The sequence below is a fragment of the Pseudomonas sp. F220 genome, from assembly GCF_057813935.1.
Genome location: NZ_JBVASJ010000038.1, coordinates 35894 through 52994, shown reverse-complemented (window position 1 = coordinate 52994; position 17101 = coordinate 35894). Strand labels below are relative to the sequence as shown.

Here is a 17101-nt window from a genome sequence, read left to right as displayed (position 1 = left end):
GTGGTGGATATCAAGCCACAAAAAATGAAGTAGCTGCGCCGCGAACGGCCTCCGCGCCGGCATGATTTGATTCCTCCCCACCTCAGGCGCCGCCTGTTTGGATAGGTGGGGTTTATGGATCAGTTACTGTTCTACGCCATCGTTATAACGTCACCAGCAATCTACACCGCGCGAGAATCTGCTCGTCATCGCACTAATGCTGATAGGGCCAGGCAGACTGAACTCGAGCTCGCTTCGATTGGGCCATTCATTGAGCTGCTACCAGAGGATAGTAAGGTGGCAATCCGAACCGGGCTCACATCAAGCTATTTTGGTCGGACTACGGAGGCGCATACAGTCAGCAGTCCTCTTGATCCGGAACAATTCAAAAATCTCCTCGAGGTATTGAAGGCGGTAAAGCCAAAATGAGTAGGTGAGTGACCGCCTTTGGCCGATTTCTGCCTGTCGCGACCGGCTGAAAACGACCCAAGGCGGCCATTCGTCGAGGACAGTTCTCAATCCACCTGACGAAGCAAAGATGGATTGAAAACCGGAAGCGATTAACCTCGACTGATGACCGCCTTAGATTTTATAGAAACTCCCCCCATGGATCCGTGGGGGGAGCACATTGTATGATCAGATTCAGGCGGCTATATCAATTTTACATTATTGATTAAACCAATTTTGGCGGCCACTTAAAAAGATTATAGAAGGAGACCAAGGCGAGCATAAAAATAAGCGACCGACATGTCAGACTTACCTTTGGTAAGGGGGGATTTCTTTATTTCAGCATTTAGGAGTCGAAGAGAAGACATTTCTCTATCTTCCTTGCCGCGCAACCTCCAAGATAATGAGCTATATCGATAAAGCTGCAAGAGATTATGGATCTCTTTATCGGCAGAAAAAATGTGCCACAGAACGTCATGGCATTTATTGAATTGCGTATAAAAGCCTTCGTTATAAAGGTAGTGATAGATTTTAATTAATTCATTTTTGTCTTGAAGGGTCAAGAGTATTTGCCCTTCTGTTGCAAGCGATCCCACCGAAATCATTCCGCGCATCACATTGTAGTGGTCATTATTCTGCTTGGCCTCCCTAACTAGCTTATAGAGAGTGTCGGCTTTTTGGTCGGGGTCAGAAATTGACTTTATTCTTGAGAATCCAATATTAAATGCGACGGTTAGAGCGTTTTGCTTTCTCGCCTTTGCCTCTAATTTATCGAGCCTGGAATTTATATCGACCACTTCTTCAGAGTTTTCGAGAATGATTTGATTGGCGGTTAATGCACTAGATCCACGGGGCTCCAGGGAGATGATTTTTTTCGCATATTCTATGGCCTCCAATCCTTGGTCTAAATAATTGAAGCAATGAGCCAGGTTTAGATAAATGCTTATTTTTGTGGTTTTGTCAGATATACCGGGCAGTACCGCGAGCAGCATCTCCTTAGCTTTTTCAGAGGCGCTCTTACCATCTATCATGCGCAGGGCTTTTGCATGCAGATAGACCGAAAATTCATATGAATTCGAGGTGACTTTTCCTTCTAGCATTGGAAGTATATAGTCGAATAACTCGATTGCACTTTTGAAATAGTCTCCTCTTAATAGCGCAGCACCATGCGCAGATACCAGTTGCATGGCGGCCTGAAGCTTGCGACTATTATCCGCGGCTTCAGTTACTATCTGCATGATGATTGTTCTTGCGTTGTGCATCTCTGCAACAGCTTTATTAGGCTGGTCGAATCGATAAGCAGTTGGGGGCTTGCTTTGACCACTTGCCCAGTCTGATCCGAAATAAAGCTTGGCCGCAGCATCATTCAGACGCTTTAACTCAGCAGAATCTAAATTGGCATGTAGCCACTCTCTCGCAGCGCGAGTAATTATTAGTCGCTTCGGCCTATCAGTGCCGCCACCTCTGTCGAACTGTTCTATTTCTTCGGCGTACAACAACCCGCGCTGCTGAAGTATCTGTGCGTGAGCATAGAATACAGGCTTAGTCTTATCGAAGTGTTTAATTCGACTCAGTTCCTCGCCGTGTGAGAAAACAGAAAGTGCTTTTAGGAGGACGTAAGAGCGCTTGAGTGTCTCGTCTTTTGATTCAGATAATTCAAGAATTGCCCTTTGCAATAGCCCGGCAGGCAAAGCTGAAACCCCAGAAGGCGAAGTTGTAATTTCACTCACTGACGCTACACTGAGACTTCTTAGGTCCGTTTCTATTAAATTTGGCAAGCCATCTGTATGATTGTAAATCCTCAAGATATCTTCTGGGCTTAGAGCTTGCGCTGACCCCAAATGGTGGTTTTCAATAAAGAACCTAGTGTCTGCTTTATCCAGAGCAGTAATTTCGACAAAATCAAGATCGCTTGCGGTAGGCTTGAGCCGGCTACGCAATATAACTTTTAATGTTGGGCAGTATGATAGTACAATGCCCGCCAGCTCTTCTAGGTCGTATTGTAGCTTTAAGGACTCATCGATATCGTCGGAGAACGGAATGTCATCCAGAAGTAGATATGCATCTTGCTGTGTGGAAAGCGCTCCACATAATGACTCAAAGCTAAATCCGTATTTTATTCTGATGTCTTGATAGAATTCGCTTCGATTAACGTAGTCACACATGTCTATTTTATAGACTTGGCATTTGGCCGCTGATATTCTTTTCTGAGTGGACCAAATAAATCCGTTTTCGCCCATTCCCCAGTCGGCGGCTAGCCAAAGCCGCCTCGAATTAGTCAGAATCTTACGAGCCTGCTCTTGTTGTATGAGCCGTACGCCCATTGCCTCAGGAGCGGCTGGAAGTATAACAGTCAGATTGTCTATATTGGCTTTCAGCTCACCGCTTGTGATTTCATTTGAAATAATCGTATCTGAAAACTTGTTCTCTAACTGCGACTGATTAATAGGCTCTTGTCGTCGATTAAGTTCAAAAGAGTGTGCGATATAATTATCATTGTTAATTGGAAGCGTCATGTCTGGGCCCATGACCCGCTCCCCGGTACCGTGTATCACACGAGACGCACGTGGCCATATTTCCAAATTGGCAATAGAGCCATCTATAATTTTTATCGAGTTGAAGGAGTATCCATGCGCTCTCTGAATGTTATCTCCAAATGTCTCTAAGCCGAATAGAGATGCACTTTGCATGGATCTTTTTGGAAGAGCACCTAAGTGAGTTTTTTGAATGACAGCCGGCTCATGCATGTGTCCATAAAGGTGTGCATCAAATCTGCCGCCGATATCTATGTCCTGATTGAAAAGACTCAAGCTGTCTGCATGCAACCAGTCAAGTGGGTGATGCGTGACTAAAAAATTTAGTACATTTTTTTTTGCCCAATCTGACGGCTTATTGTCGGTGATTTCAAGAAGCTGTCGTGGATCTATATGTAAACGTCCTTTGAAATCACCGGCTGCTACTTGTAACCATGTCGAGTTGAGCCCAATAAATCCTACTCGAAAATCGTCTTTTTCATATACCGCAGACACATCGCCAGGAAATGCGCCGAAAACTCCGGATAGCAAGGGGATTCCAATTTTCTCCAACCCATCCAGCCAATTCGTGTAGTTTGAAAAATAGTCGCCTACAGTTTTTCGATAAATATCACCCTTGGCACCCCAAAAATCCGCTCTTAGTTCTCCTAGGTCCCACCATCTTGTTAACGCAAGACACGTTGGATCAATGCTTCCTGGACGAGCCAAGTCATGATTTCCAGGCACACAAAATAATTTTGGCGCGAAGCCGTTTTCATTAAATATTTGCCATAGTTCTCTGATAATCTCATTGAGAACTTCGTATTCTTCAGGTGTCCCCTTCTGAGTTAGATCACCTGAAAAAACAACAACGTCCCAACTTTGGTGTTTTTTTATCAAGTATCTAAGGTCATCATGGATTTTGTCCCTCAACGATGGCCACATCCAAGATTGATTTTTCATTCCTGCATGAAGATCGCTGAGATGAAGCCAAGAAAATGAGGATGTCAAGTGATGGTCCTTATCGAATTGATAAATTTGTGAAAAAGTGCCCGTGCGTTGTTATCCAGATCACAAGTGGGTGCTCAGTCAAGTACAAAACTCGTATTGCCCTGAGTGGGTGTACTGGAGCTTGCGAGAAAACGAGCTGACTGAAGCGGTCAACAGCATTTCACTGGGGTGGCAATCTAATATCAGGAACCTACGTGCAGATGCAATAGCACCGTAGTCGAGAGAAGGTACCAAGGGGGAGGTCTGAACTGGGTGGTGAAGTCTTTATCTCCGCGTTGGAAATCTGCAACGCGATTGCGAGAGTTGACCTTTAGCAGCGTATACGTTGCTTTCATCCGTTTTGGGCCGGGAGTGTTCGGGGTCGGACGTCCCCCTTTTGGCCGATTGGAGCCGGTCACGACTGGCACTTGATGACTTTAAACTCCTCTGCGTCGTCTATGGCTCCAGAAAACAAATCTGCCCCTTTCTAAAAACCCGCATCACTGCGGGTTTTCTTTATTTCAGGTCGCGAGCAAACAATCTCAGGTTTTCTCCATCCCTCGCATCTCAATCACCCCAAACACATCAGTGATGTCCTGAATCATCAGACGGGCGACGTTGGCGACGGTGTTGATATCGCGCTCGGCGTGGTCGGGCAGGTTGGTGCAGGCCATCAGGGTCAGGTAGTTGAGGACGGTATACAGACGTTCGCTGACGCAGGCATGCAAGTCTCGCAGCGGGGCGTGGCTATCAATCATCAGGACGGGAACGTCGGTGGATATGGTGGTGAAGGGGATGAAGCGGTCGGGCGGATTTTGGGTAGTCATAGTGTGAATCCTTTCAAGAAAAGAATTGCCACCGTTCGCTGCGAAACAAATTGGGTGGCAGCTGTACGCGGGTTCGCAGACCGAGGAAAGAATCAAACCCGGCAGACCCGAAGGTCTCCCACGCACAGCCGCCATAAAACGAAACGCAGACGAAACTCGCCTGTGCTGCCTTTTGACGGTGCTGAATGATTATTTCTGTAGGGCTGCGAAACCCTGTCGCTGACCAGAGTCAGCAGACGAAGCGAACTATAAGCGGCGGACTTGTTGGGGTGCAACCCGACTGCTCGATGGTTGCGCAGTTCCTGTGGCGAGAGAGCTTGCTCCTGCTAGAGCGCGAAGCGGTCGCAATGTGGCTGATCCATGGGGTCAGGCCATGCATGGTCGGAGATTTTAAGGCTACTTCGCAGCCGAAGGGGAGCAAGCTCCCTCGCCACAAATGCTTCATTTCCCACAGGCTTTTCGGTCAATCGGCAACTCAGTTTTTCCAGTCAGAGCGGACGGAAAAGAGGACAGGTTTATTTACCATACTGGTGGGTTCCATCTCCAATATTCGGCAAAACTTTCACCCATAAAAAATGGGCACCCAACCTGGTTGGTATGCCCATCTTAAATACCGCTCTCCCGCTATTTTGGGAGTACGCATCCGTTACGGATTGACGCTGTCTTTCAGCGATTTGCCCGGCTTGAAGGCAACGGTGTTGCTTGCCTTGATTTTCACAGGCTCACCGGTTTGCGGGTTTTTACCGGTGCGGGCGCCACGGTGGCGTTGCAGGAAGGTGCCGAAACCTACCAGGGTGACGCTGTCTTTACGGTGCAGAGCGCCGGTGATTTCTTCAAGAACGGCGTTGAGAACACGACCGGCCTGTTCTTTAGTGAGATCAGCTTTTTCAGCAATGGCGGCTGCGAGATCTGGTTTACGCATAGTGAAGCCTCTTTGACGGTTTTTTGTTGTTATGTCCGTGCTGTTCTTCCGGAACAGCGCCCAAGGCGCCGCAGGCTCTACTCTGCGGCAGACGGGAATGAGGATGGCACGCGGACAGGAGCGGCGCCAGTCTCCCCGCGACCTTTGTAAGGGCAAAAGTGTGGCGAATCCGACAGAACGACCCGTATTTACGCCAGAAGCGCTGGAAGTTCCTTGTTTAGAGCGAGTTTTTCCATCACTGCACTGCCGGTCAGGGCATAGCCCAGCAGTTTGCCGCTGGCGTCGCGGCACAGCGCTTTGATATCGGAGCCTTGGCCTTCGACCGTCCAAATGCCCTCCGAACCCCGTGGCGGTGGCGAGACAACCAGCGGGCAAACCGGCGTTTTCACGGTAATCGGCATGGCGCCATAGTTGACGACAGTCGGGTTGCCGGCCAGGGTCTGGGCCAGCGCACGGGCGCAACTCATCAGCGGCATGACGTACAGCAGGTTGAGCCCGTCGACTTCGGCGCAGTCGCCCAGGGCATAGATATTGGCGTGGGAGGTCTTCAGGTGACGATCGACCACTACGCCACGATTGACGACTAAGCCCGCTGCCGCCGCCAGATCGATACGCGGGCGCAGGCCTATGGCTGACACGACGACATCACAAGGGATGATCTGACCGTCGGAGAGGTGAGCCTCAAGCCCGTCCGCGGCGCGCTGCAAGCGGTTGAGCACCGGCCCTAGGTGGAAACGTGCGCCCAGGCTTTCCAGCCCGGCCTGAACAGCCGCAGCGGCGGCCGGATGCAGCAAGGTCGGCATCACTTGCTCGCACGGCGCCACCAGTTGCACTTCATAGCCGCCGAGGATCAGGTCGTTGGCGAACTCACAGCCGATCAGGCCAGCGCCGAGCAACAGTACCCGGCGTTTGCCGGCGGCCGCAGCGCGAAAGCGTGCGTAATCTTCGAGGTCATTGATCGGGAAGATCGCTTCCGGGGCGTCGCCTTCCACGGGCACCCGCACGGTTTCCGCGCCCCAAGCCAGGATCAGATCGCGATACACCACCGCTTCTTCGCCGATCCACAGGCGCTTGTGGCCCGGATCGATGCCGCTGATGCGGGTATGGGTGCGGACTTCGGCCTTGAGTTGCTCGGCCATGGTCCCGGGTTCAGCCATGCTCAGGCCGTCAGCGTCCTTGTTTTTGCCAAACCCCGTGGAGAGCATTGGCTTGGAGTAAGAGCGACCATCATCTGCGGTAATCAGCAGCAGTGGGGTTTCGCCATCGATTTTGCGAAACTCCCGGGCCAGGTTGTAGCCAGCCAGCCCAGTGCCGACGATCACGACAGGTGCGTTCATCCCTTTCTCCATTTTGTGTTCAATAGATTCAAAAAGCTGCGATCAACCGATTTCGATCATCTCGAAATCCATTTTGCCAACGCCGCAGTCCGGGCACAGCCAGTCTGCGGGCACGTCTTGCCACAGGGTACCGGGTGCGATGCCGTCGTCTGGCCAACCGTCAGCCTCGTTGTAAATCAGGCCACAGACCACACATTGCCACTTCTTCATTACGTGTTTCCTCAGGTTTTCGGGCTATCGCTGGCGCGGACGGTCGATGGGTAATGGGAGATGACACTTGGGTCGCCGTCCGGCTCAGGGCGTTTTGTACTGATCGGGATCGACAGATGCAAGCACGTTCGACACACGGGCCTGACCCGATCAGGCTAAATCGCTGATCAACATGGTAAGCTCGCCGCCTCATTTGCTGCCAATAATGACTCACTGTGCCGCACTCAACGCCCCCTACCCTTGCCCCCGTCTGGCTGCCCCACAGCCGGCTGACGCCCCTCCCCGACGCGCAAACCCTCGACTGGTTGTTCGATGAAGGCTCTCTGACCCGCCGCCTGACCCGGCTGTCGAATGACGGTTTCAGTGTCACGCCGCTGTTCGAGGGCTGGCAGATTTTGCGTGACGATGAATGCGCCGCGCTGGAGCTGCCCGCAGAAAGTGAGGGCTGGGCCCGCGAGGTGTATTTGCGTGGTCATGGTGAGGCTTGGGTCTTTGCCCGCAGCGTGGCGGCGCGCAGTGCCTTGCAGGATGGCGGGCTGAATATGGATGAACTGGGCAGCCGTTCGCTGGGCGAGCTGTTGTTCTGCGATCAGGCGTTCCAGCGCCGCGCCCTTGAGGTTTGCCACTATCCCCTCGAATGGCTGCCTGCCGAGTCCCAGGCTCCGGAGCTTTGGGGCCGTCGCTCACGTTTTGACCGGGGCGCATTGAGCGTGCTGGTCGCGGAAATATTCCTCCCGCCCCTTTGGCTCGCCGCGAGCGCCCATCCGGAGAACTGCTGATGTACCTGAGCCTGCTCAAATCGCTGAATCGCCTGAACCCGCGGGCCTGGGATTTCATTCAACTGACCCGCGTAGACAAGCCGATCGGCATTTACCTGCTGCTGTGGCCGACCCTCTGGGCGCTGTGGATTGCCGGCAAGGGCTCGCCTTCGCTGAGCAACATCGTGATTTTCGTCCTCGGCGTGGTGCTGACCCGCGCGGGGGGTTGTGTGATCAACGACTGGGCTGACCGCAAGGTCGACGGCCACGTCAAACGCACCGAGCAGCGTCCGCTGGTCAGCGGCAAGGTCAGCTACAAAGAAGCGCTGGTGTTCTTTGCCGTGTTGATGAGCCTGAGCTTTTTGCTGGTGCTGTGTACCAACTCAACGACCATCTGGCTGTCATTCGGCGGGCTGGCACTGGCCGCCTGCTACCCCTTCATGAAGCGTTATACCTATTACCCGCAAGTGGTGCTCGGCGCAGCGTTCTCCTGGGGCATACCGATGGCGTTCACCGCAGAGACCGGTAACCTGCCGGCAGCGGCCTGGCTGTTGTTCATCGCCAACTTGCTATGGACCGTGGGTTACGACACTTATTACGCCATGACCGACCGTGACGACGACCTGAAGATCGGCGTGAAATCCACGGCAATCCTGTTTGGCGACGCGGATCGGGTGATCATCCTCACCCTGCAAGGGCTGGCACTGGGTTGCTTGCTGCTGGCGGGGGCGCGCTTCGAGCTCGGCGGCTGGTTTCACCTCGGGCTGCTGGCGGCGGCGGCGTGTTTTGTCTGGGAGTTCTGGTACACCCGCGGGAAAGATCCGCAGCGCTGCTTCAAAGCGTTTTTGCACAACCATTGGGCAGGGTTGGCGATATTTGTGGGGATTGTGCTGGATTATGCGTTGCGCTGAGAGCGCCTCAACCCGAAGCTGGACACACAAACCCGCTCCCACAGGGGCGGGCTTGCAGGTGGCTCAAATCAACTACTTCTGAGTCATGTGCCAGACACCGTTCATTTTACCGTCGCCGTTTTTGTCTCCAGGTTTCTTGTCCATTATGAAGGTGTACATCGGCTTGCCGTCATAAGCCCATTGCATCTTGCCGTCGTCGCGCTTGATCACCGTCCACTCGCCCTCGGCTTTGGCACCCGCCGGGGCCATCATTGGTGGCCAATTCTCGGCGCACTTGTCGTTGCACATCGACTTGCCGCCTTTGTCATTGTCAAAGTGGTACAGGGTCATGCCCTTTTGGTCGACCATCATGCCGTTTTTCATCATTGCCGGTTCAGCGGCAAGCGCCAGCCCAGGCAGGACCAGTGCAGCAGTCACCAACAGGGCTTTCCAGGAAACAGTACTGTGGATCATAAAAACCTTCCTTTGTGGTTGTCAGGATTCGGACTTAGAGCTTAGCCCACGAATGCACAGATCGCAGCTGCACTAAAATACTGTCACACGACTGCAATAATTCCGTTATCTAATGCGGCGCAAGACAGTTAAATGACAAGAGGATTAAGCATGGTTGGCAGGAGCATTCTAATTGTTGACGACGAAGCGCCCATTCGCGAGATGATCGCCGTTGCGTTGGAAATGGCCGGCTACGATTGCCTGGAGGCGGAAAACTCCCAGCAGGCCCATGCCATCATTGTCGACCGCAAACCCGATCTGATCCTGCTCGACTGGATGCTCCCCGGCACCTCAGGCATCGAGTTGGCCCGCCGCCTCAAGCGCGATGAGTTGACCGGGGATATCCCGATCATCATGCTCACCGCCAAAGGCGAAGAGGACAACAAGATCCAGGGCCTGGAAGTCGGCGCCGATGATTACATCACCAAACCCTTTTCCCCCCGTGAGCTGGTCGCCCGTCTGAAGGCTGTGCTGCGTCGCGCCGGCCCAACCGATGGTGAAGCGCCAATCGAAGTCGGTGGCCTGCTGCTCGACCCGATCAGCCACCGCGTGACCATCGACGGCAAGCCCGCCGAAATGGGCCCCACCGAATACCGCTTGCTGCAATTTTTCATGACTCACCAGGAACGCGCCTACACCCGCGGGCAACTGCTGGATCAGGTGTGGGGCGGCAACGTGTATGTCGAGGAGCGCACTGTCGACGTGCATATCCGTCGTCTGCGCAAAGCCCTCGGCGAGGACTATGAGAATCTGGTACAAACCGTACGCGGCACCGGCTATCGCTTTTCCACCAAAGGCTGAGTCGCCCTCACCCGCCAGACACGCTGACAAGGACGCATGTTTAAGTGAACCAAAACTGGCATGGCACCCTGATCCGCCACATGCTGCTTCTAATCACCGGCTGCTTACTGGTCGGTTTGATCAGTGGTTTTTACGGATGGAGCCTGGCCATCGGCCTGGGGGTCTATCTGGGCTGGACCCTCAAGCAGCTGCTGCGCCTGCACGAATGGCTGCGCCTGCACAAATCCGAAGACGCACCACCCGACGGCTATGGCCTGTGGGGCGAAGTGTTCGACAGCATCTATCACCTGCAACGCCGCGACCAGCGGGTGCGCGGACGCCTGCAAGCGGTCATCGACCGGGTTCAAGAGTCCACGGCCGCGCTGAAAGACGCGGTGATCATGCTCGACAGCGACGGCAACCTGGAATGGTGGAACCGCGCGGCAGAAACCTTGCTCGGCCTGAAAACCCCGCAGGACAGTGGCCAATCGGTGACCAACCTGGTGCGCCATCCGCGCTTCAAGGAGTATTTCGAGCAGGACAGCTACTCCGAACCGCTGGAAATCCCCTCGCCGACCAATGATCGCCTGCGCATCCAGCTGTACATCACCCGCTATGGCAACAACGAACACTTGATGCTGGTGCGCGATGTCACCCGCATTCATCAGCTCGAACAGATGCGCAAAGACTTCATCGCCAACGTGTCCCACGAGCTGCGTACACCGCTGACGGTGATTTGCGGTTACCTGGAAACCTTGCTCGACAACGTCGAAGATGTGAACCCGCGCTGGACCCGCGCCTTGCAGCAAATGCAACAGCAAGGTGGACGCATGCAGACCCTGCTCAACGACTTGCTGCTGCTGGCCAAGCTGGAAGCCACCGACTATCCGTCGGATAACCAGCCAGTGTCGGTGGACAGCCTGCTGCAATCGATCAAGAACGATGCTCAGGCGTTATCCGGACAACGCAATCAACGTATCACCCTGGAAGCTGATCCTTCGATTCTGCTCAAGGGCAGCGAAGCCGAACTGCGCAGTGCGTTCTCCAATCTGGTGTTCAACGCGGTGAAATACACCCCCGCCGAAGGCAACATTCGCATTCGCTGGTGGGGCGATGAGCAAGGTGCGCACCTCAGCGTGCAGGACTCCGGCATCGGCATCGACAGCAAACACCTGCCGCGCCTGACCGAACGCTTCTACCGCGTCGACTCCAGCCGCAACTCCAACACCGGCGGCACCGGGCTGGGCCTGGCCATCGTCAAACACGTGCTGCTGCGCCACCGCGCGCGAATGGAGATCAGCAGCGTGCTGGGCCACGGCAGCACCTTCACCTGCCATTTCGTGCCCGCCCAAGTCACGAAATCCAAGGCCGGCAGCCTGACCGACTAGCGCCCACCGTGACTGGCCACTAGGCAATCGCCCTGTCAGCCGCTACATTGGCTGACTTGGGCCTGCCTTTCAGGCACAGCAATCCTCTTTCTTTTCGAATATACGGAACCCGCAAAACTCCACCATGGACCCTTCCCCTAGTATCACCCTCGCGACAATCTTCGCCGACTTCGGCATGATCCTTTTTGCATTTATCCTGGTTTTGCTCAACGGCTTCTTCGTTGCGGCCGAGTTCGCCATGGTCAAATTGCGCTCGACCAAGGTCGAGGCCATTGCCCATAAAAACGGCTGGCGCGGGCAGATCCTGCGCACCGTACACAGCAAGCTCGACGCTTACCTGTCTGCCTGCCAATTGGGTATCACCCTCGCCTCCCTGGGCCTGGGCTGGGTCGGTGAACCGGCGTTCGCGCACTTGCTGGCGCCACTGCTCAGTGCGGTGGGCGTAGAGTCCGCTGAAGTGGTCAAAGGCGTGTCGTTCTTTACCGCCTTCTTCATCATTTCCTACCTGCACATTGTGGTCGGCGAACTGGCCCCCAAATCCTGGGCGATTCGCAAACCCGAGTTGCTGTCGCTGTGGACCGCGGTGCCGCTGTACCTGTTCTATTGGGCAATGTACCCGGCCATTTACCTGCTCAACGCCAGCGCCAACACCATCCTGCGGATCGCCGGCCAGGGCGAACCCGGCCCGCATCACGACCATCACTACAGCCGTGAAGAACTGAAACTGATTCTGCACTCCAGCCGTGGCCAGGATCCCAGCGACCAAGGCATGCGTGTGCTGGCCTCGGCCGTGGAAATGGGTGAGCTGGAAGTGGTCGACTGGGCCAACTCCCGCGAGGACCTGGTGACCATCGAGTTCAACGCACCACTCAAGGAAATCCTTGCGCAGTTCCGCCGCCACAAATTCAGCCGCTACCCGGTATACGACACCGAACGCAATGAGTTCGTCGGCCTGCTGCACATCAAGGATCTGCTGCTGGAACTGGCGGCGCTGGACCACATTCCCGAGTCGTTCAACCTCGCCGAACTGACCCGGCCGCTGGAACGAGTGTCCCGACACATGCCGCTGTCGCACTTGCTGGAGCAGTTCCGCAAGGGCGGCTCGCACTTTGCGCTGGTTGAAGAAGCCGACGGCAACATCATCGGCTACCTGACCATGGAAGACGTGCTCGAAGTGCTGGTCGGCGATATCCAGGATGAACACCGCAAGGCCGAACGCGGCATCCTCGCTTACCAGCCAGGCAAGCTGCTGGTGCGCGGTGATACACCGCTGTTCAAGGTCGAACGTCTGCTGGGCATCGACCTGGACCACATCGAAGCTGAAACCCTCGCCGGGCTGATCTACGAAACCTTGAAACGGGTGCCGGAAGAGGAAGAAGTACTGGAAGTCGAAGGTTTGCGGATCATCATCAAAAAGATGAAAGGCCCGAAAATCATATTGGCCAAGGTGTTGATGCTGGATTAAGTGATCGCCGGTCGAAACCGCTTCGCACCTTTCGCGAGCAGGCTCGCTCCCACATTTGAAATGCATTCCAATGTGGGAGCGAGCCTGCTCGCGAAGGCGTCAGAACAGGCAACACATCATTGTTTGCCCAACGCAAAGTTGGGCAACATCCCCACCGGCTGATTGAACTGGTACGGAATCGACACCAGCCCCAATCCGGTGTTGCGCTGCACGACAAAATGCAGGTGCGGCCCGCTGCTGTTGCCGGTATTGCCCGACAACGCCAACGCGCCGCCCACCGCCACGCGCTGCCCCTCACGAACATTCACCGAGCCTTGCTTGAGGTGCAGATAGACGCCCATGGTGCCGTCGTCGTGCAACACCCGGACAAAGTTGCCGGAAGGGTCAGTGCCACGCCCGGTCTGGGCATTTTCGATTTTTACCACCACTCCGCCACGTGCCGCGATGATGGGCGTGCCTTCGGGCATAGCGACGTCCATGGCGTAGCGACTCTTGACCCCGAAGTGGCTGTATTGGCCGTTGGCGCCCTGAGTCAGCCGAAACGGCCCGCCTCGCCAAGGCAGCGGATACTGATAGGCCTGCGCCGCCCCTGAAGGGTCACCCAGCGAATAACGGAACCTTGGGCTATAGGTGAGCGGCTTGTCAGTCTGGGTCGCCATGAGCAGCGCCAGGCGTGAGTTGCTGCGTGCTGGCAAAACCCGCCGAATGGGCTGTTGCGGTGCGCCGCTGACGTTCTTCAGATCGGCGAAACTCAGCTCGATCTCAACGGGTGCATACAGGTCATTACGCACAAAGACGCTGTCCATGCCCTTCTGCTTTTTGATATCGAGACGAACCTGGCGTTCGAGGTGCTCGACCATCCGATCGCGAAACACAAACACCTGCGCGCCCTGTGTCGGCCGGTCGCTGTACGAGACCAGGCCGTTGGCGTCAGTGGACTTGTAGATCGTCATGGCCACAGCCGAAGTGGCGGTCATGAAAAGACCACAGAAAAACAGCAATCGCGCGAGCATGGGCAAGGATCTGTCGGTTAAGGCGTGGGAGGCAGCCTAGCAGCTGCAATGGACCCGCGTAGTCGTCAGATGTTTCAGAACAGTGCGCTCATTCAGGGGGAATTGTGTTGAATTCAAGGCCGTCATCGCGAGCAAGCCCGCTCCCACACTGGATCTCCTGTGCACGCAAATACTGTGAACGGTAGAGATTCAATGTGGGAGCGGGCTTGCTCGCGATGGCTTTCTGGCAGCCAATGAAGGTGCCAGATCAAAAAACCTTACGCACCCGGTACAAAATGCTTCTGCGCGGTACCGCGAGCGATCAGGCGGGAAATGTAATCGAGCTTCTGCGCATCCTGGTCGATGAAGCGGAAGGTCAGTTGCAGCCAGTCGCTGTCAGGTTTCGGCTCGTAGGCGACAACCGCGTGCAGGTAGCCGTTGAGGCGCGCCACTTCGGCGTTGTCGCCCTGCTCCAGGTCGAGGACGGCGCTGTCGAGTACCTGTGGCAGGGTTTCAGTGCGACGGACCACCAACAGCGCCTCCTTGAGGCTCAGGGCTTTGATCGCGCATTGTTGAGTGCCGCTGGATAGACGTAATTGGCCTTGCCCACGGCCGCTCACCAACGAAGCTGAGGTCGTTGCAGCTTTGATCGGTGGGCTGTTGAGCAGGCCTTGGAAAGGTGCAGCAGGCGCCGCGACGGGCTTGACCACTTCGGCCTTGCCGCCGGTCAGGGCGCTGAGGGAATCGTTGCCGAACGCCGAGTTCATTTTGGTCGGGGCGCTGGCGAGCAAGGTGTCGAGTTTGCCGACCTTGTTCAGGGCCTGCTTGACCTTGGTCAGCAGTTGCTCGTTGGTGAAGGGTTTGCTGACGTAGCCGGAAACGCCGGCCTGAATGGCCTGGACCACGTTCTCTTTGTCGCCACGGCTGGTGACCATGACAAACGGCATGGCTTTGAGGTGGTCCTGTTCGCGGCACCAGGTCAGCAGTTCGAGGCCGGACATTTCTGGCATTTCCCAGTCACACAGGACCAGGTCGAAGGACTCACGCATCAGCAGGGTCTGAGCCTTTTTGCCGTTGACCGCGTCTTCGATCTTGATGCCCGGGAAGTAGTTGCGCAGGCACTTCTTCACCAGATCGCGAATGAACGAGGCATCATCCACCACCAACACACTGACCTTACTCATCGACCACCCCTTAAAAAATCCCGGCAAGCATAACGCTGGCTGATGGCAATGTGCCAAAACTCTTCAGTCACGCCGGGACTTTCGTTCGCGGGTGCTATGAATTCGAAAACCACAAACAAAAACGCCCGACCAAGAGGCCGGGCGTTTTTTCTTGGGCAATCTTACTTATCGTCAGGTTTGCCCGGAACATTAGCGCTTTCAGCGCTTGTGCCTTCAACTTCTTCCTTCATGCGCTTGAGGCCCATGTGACGCACGTCGGTGCCGCGCACCAGGTAGATCACCAGTTCCGAGATGTTGCGCGCGTGGTCGCCGATCCGCTCCAGCGAACGCAGGACCCAGATAATGCTCAAGACCCGCGAGATAGAGCGTGGGTCTTCCATCATGAAGGTCGCCAGCTCACGCAGCGCGGTCTTGTATTCGCGGTCGATGATCTTGTCGTACTGCGCCACAGACAACGCCAGATCGGCGTCGAAGCGAGCAAAGGCGTCCAGTGCATCGCGGACCATGTTGCGCACCTGGTCGCCGATGTGCCGGACTTCGACGTAACCGCGCGGCGCTTCGCCTTCTTCGCACAGCTGGATGGCGCGGCGGGCGATCTTGGTCGCTTCGTCGCCGATGCGTTCCAGGTCGATCACCGATTTGGAGATGCTGATGATCAAGCGCAGGTCGGACGCAGCCGGTTGACGACGGGCCAGAATGCGCAGGCATTCTTCGTCGATGTTGCGTTCCATCTGGTTGATCTGGTCGTCGATCTCGCGAACCTGTTGAGCGAGGCCTGAGTCGGCTTCGATCAAGGAAGTCACTGCGTCGTTGACTTGTTTCTCGACCAGCCCGCCCATCGCCAGAAGGTGGCTGCGCACCTCCTCGAGTTCGGCATTGAACTGCTGGGAGATGTGATGCGTGAGGCTGTCTTTACTAATCATGTTTGGCGTCCTTGGAGCGTCCGGTAGGTGCGGTCGACCGCAGCGTTGGTTCAGTGAGCCACGAAGGCTTCCTAGCCGTAACGACCAGTGATGTAGTCTTCGGTCTGCTTCTTCGCCGGATTGGTAAACAGGGTGTCGGTGTCGCCGAACTCCACCAGTTTGCCCATGTACATGAACGCCGTGTAGTCGGAGACCCGAGCGGCTTGTTGCATGTTGTGTGTGACGATGACGATGGTGAATTTGGATTTCAGCTCGTAGATCAGCTCTTCCACTTTCAGCGTCGAGATAGGGTCCAGAGCCGAGCACGGTTCGTCGAGCAGCAGGACTTCCGGCTCCACAGCGATGGTGCGGGCGATCACCAGACGTTGTTGCTGACCACCGGACAGGCCCAGTGCCGACTCGTGCAGACGGTCCTTGACCTCCTCCCACAGCGCCGCGCCCTTGAGCGCCCATTCGACCGCTTCGTCGAGCACACGCTTTTTGTTGATGCCTTGAATGCGCAGGCCGTAGACCACGTTTTCATAGATGGTTTTCGGGAACGGGTTAGGCTTCTGGAACACCATCCCGACCCGGCGACGCAGCTCGGCGACGTCTTCACCCTTGCGGTAGATGTTGTTGCCGTACAGGTTGATTTCGCCTTCCACGCGGCAGCCGTCGACCAGATCATTCATCCGGTTGAAGGTGCGCAGCAGGGTCGACTTGCCGCAGCCGGACGGGCCGATGAAAGCGGTCACACGCTGCTTGGGGATGTTCATGCTGACGTCGAACAATGCTTGTTTGTCGCCGTAGTACAGGCTCAGGCCTGGCACTTCGATGGCGACGGTTTCTTGCGCCAGGCTCAGGCTTTGCTTGTCGCGACCCAAGGCGGACATGTTGATGCCGTGGGTATGGGTTTCGTGCTGCATGGGATGCTCCCTACGCTAACAAATTCGTTTCGGTTTTTGTGGGAGCGAGCCTGCTCGCGATACAGGCGACGCGGTTTA

Annotated in this window: 15 protein-coding genes; 5 read left to right on the top strand and 10 right to left on the bottom strand. The window is 55.5% G+C overall.

The annotated features are described in order from the left end of the window. Positions 1–683 precede the first annotated feature (683 nt). From ACZYSM_RS24505 to ACZYSM_RS24485, 5 genes are all read right to left on the bottom strand, one after another. The gene (locus tag ACZYSM_RS24505; RefSeq protein ID WP_489075471.1) at positions 684–3950 is read right to left on the bottom strand and encodes a metallophosphoesterase family protein; all 3267 of its coding nucleotides are present in this window, start codon (positions 3948–3950) and stop codon (positions 684–686) included. 521 nt (positions 3951–4471) lie between these two features. Beyond that, a complete protein-coding gene (locus ACZYSM_RS24500) occupies positions 4472–4756 on the bottom strand; it encodes a fructose-bisphosphate aldolase (RefSeq protein WP_489075469.1) in 285 nt (94 codons plus the stop codon). A gap of 646 nt (positions 4757–5402) precedes the next feature. After that, positions 5403–5678: an HU family DNA-binding protein gene (locus tag ACZYSM_RS24495; protein WP_489075467.1), complete on the bottom strand. Its 276-nt coding sequence runs from the start codon at positions 5676–5678 to the stop codon at positions 5403–5405. Positions 5679–5866: 188 nt separating this feature from the next. Continuing rightward, positions 5867–7015: an NAD(P)/FAD-dependent oxidoreductase gene (locus tag ACZYSM_RS24490; RefSeq protein ID WP_489075465.1), complete on the bottom strand. Its 1149-nt coding sequence runs from the start codon at positions 7013–7015 to the stop codon at positions 5867–5869. A gap of 42 nt (positions 7016–7057) precedes the next feature. Then, positions 7058–7225: a rubredoxin gene (locus tag ACZYSM_RS24485; RefSeq protein WP_150640779.1), complete on the bottom strand. Its 168-nt coding sequence runs from the start codon at positions 7223–7225 to the stop codon at positions 7058–7060. A gap of 215 nt (positions 7226–7440) precedes the next feature. On the opposite strand from ACZYSM_RS24485, the gene ACZYSM_RS24480 reads away from it, so the two are divergent. Next, a complete protein-coding gene (locus tag ACZYSM_RS24480; protein ID WP_489075463.1) occupies positions 7441–8004 on the top strand; it encodes a chorismate--pyruvate lyase family protein in 564 nt (187 codons plus the stop codon). Continuing rightward, positions 8004–8894: a 4-hydroxybenzoate octaprenyltransferase gene (gene ubiA / locus ACZYSM_RS24475; protein WP_489075461.1), complete on the top strand. Its 891-nt coding sequence runs from the start codon at positions 8004–8006 to the stop codon at positions 8892–8894. The genes ACZYSM_RS24480 and ubiA overlap by 1 nt, the downstream gene beginning before the upstream one ends. 72 nt (positions 8895–8966) lie before the next feature. Here the strand turns inward: ubiA and ACZYSM_RS24470 are convergent, their stop codons facing one another. Next, positions 8967–9347 (bottom strand): COG4315 family predicted lipoprotein, encoded by a 381-nt coding sequence (locus ACZYSM_RS24470; RefSeq protein WP_489075459.1) that lies wholly within the window; start codon positions 9345–9347, stop codon positions 8967–8969. 150 nt (positions 9348–9497) lie between these two features. On the opposite strand from ACZYSM_RS24470, the gene phoB reads away from it, so the two are divergent. The 3 genes from phoB to ACZYSM_RS24455 all read left to right on the top strand — a co-directional run bounded on the left by phoB (position 9498) and on the right by ACZYSM_RS24455 (position 13019). Further along, positions 9498–10187, top strand: a complete 690-nt coding sequence (gene phoB / locus ACZYSM_RS24465) for a phosphate regulon transcriptional regulator PhoB (protein ID WP_489075457.1) — start codon at positions 9498–9500, stop codon at positions 10185–10187. 80 nt (positions 10188–10267) lie between these two features. After that, complete coding sequence (phoR, locus tag ACZYSM_RS24460) at positions 10268–11554, top strand: phosphate regulon sensor histidine kinase PhoR (protein ID WP_489075477.1); 1287 nt, start codon at positions 10268–10270, stop codon at positions 11552–11554. Positions 11555–11678: 124 nt separating this feature from the next. Next, a complete protein-coding gene (locus ACZYSM_RS24455; protein ID WP_489075455.1) occupies positions 11679–13019 on the top strand; it encodes a hemolysin family protein in 1341 nt (446 codons plus the stop codon). A gap of 116 nt (positions 13020–13135) precedes the next feature. On the opposite strand, the gene ACZYSM_RS24450 is transcribed toward ACZYSM_RS24455, so the two are convergent. The 4 genes from ACZYSM_RS24450 to pstB all read right to left on the bottom strand — a co-directional run bounded on the left by ACZYSM_RS24450 (position 13136) and on the right by pstB (position 17023). Continuing rightward, positions 13136–14032, bottom strand: a complete 897-nt coding sequence (locus tag ACZYSM_RS24450) for a peptidoglycan DD-metalloendopeptidase family protein (RefSeq protein WP_489075453.1) — start codon at positions 14030–14032, stop codon at positions 13136–13138. Positions 14033–14289: 257 nt separating this feature from the next. Next, positions 14290–15195: a response regulator gene (locus ACZYSM_RS24445; protein WP_489075451.1), complete on the bottom strand. Its 906-nt coding sequence runs from the start codon at positions 15193–15195 to the stop codon at positions 14290–14292. Between the two features lie 161 nt (positions 15196–15356). Further along, positions 15357–16118, bottom strand: coding sequence for a phosphate signaling complex protein PhoU (phoU, locus tag ACZYSM_RS24440; RefSeq protein ID WP_489075449.1), 762 nt, complete (start codon positions 16116–16118; stop codon positions 15357–15359). A gap of 71 nt (positions 16119–16189) precedes the next feature. After that, the gene (gene pstB, locus ACZYSM_RS24435) at positions 16190–17023 is read right to left on the bottom strand and encodes a phosphate ABC transporter ATP-binding protein PstB (protein ID WP_489075448.1); all 834 of its coding nucleotides are present in this window, start codon (positions 17021–17023) and stop codon (positions 16190–16192) included. Between the last annotated feature and the right edge of the window lie 78 nt (positions 17024–17101).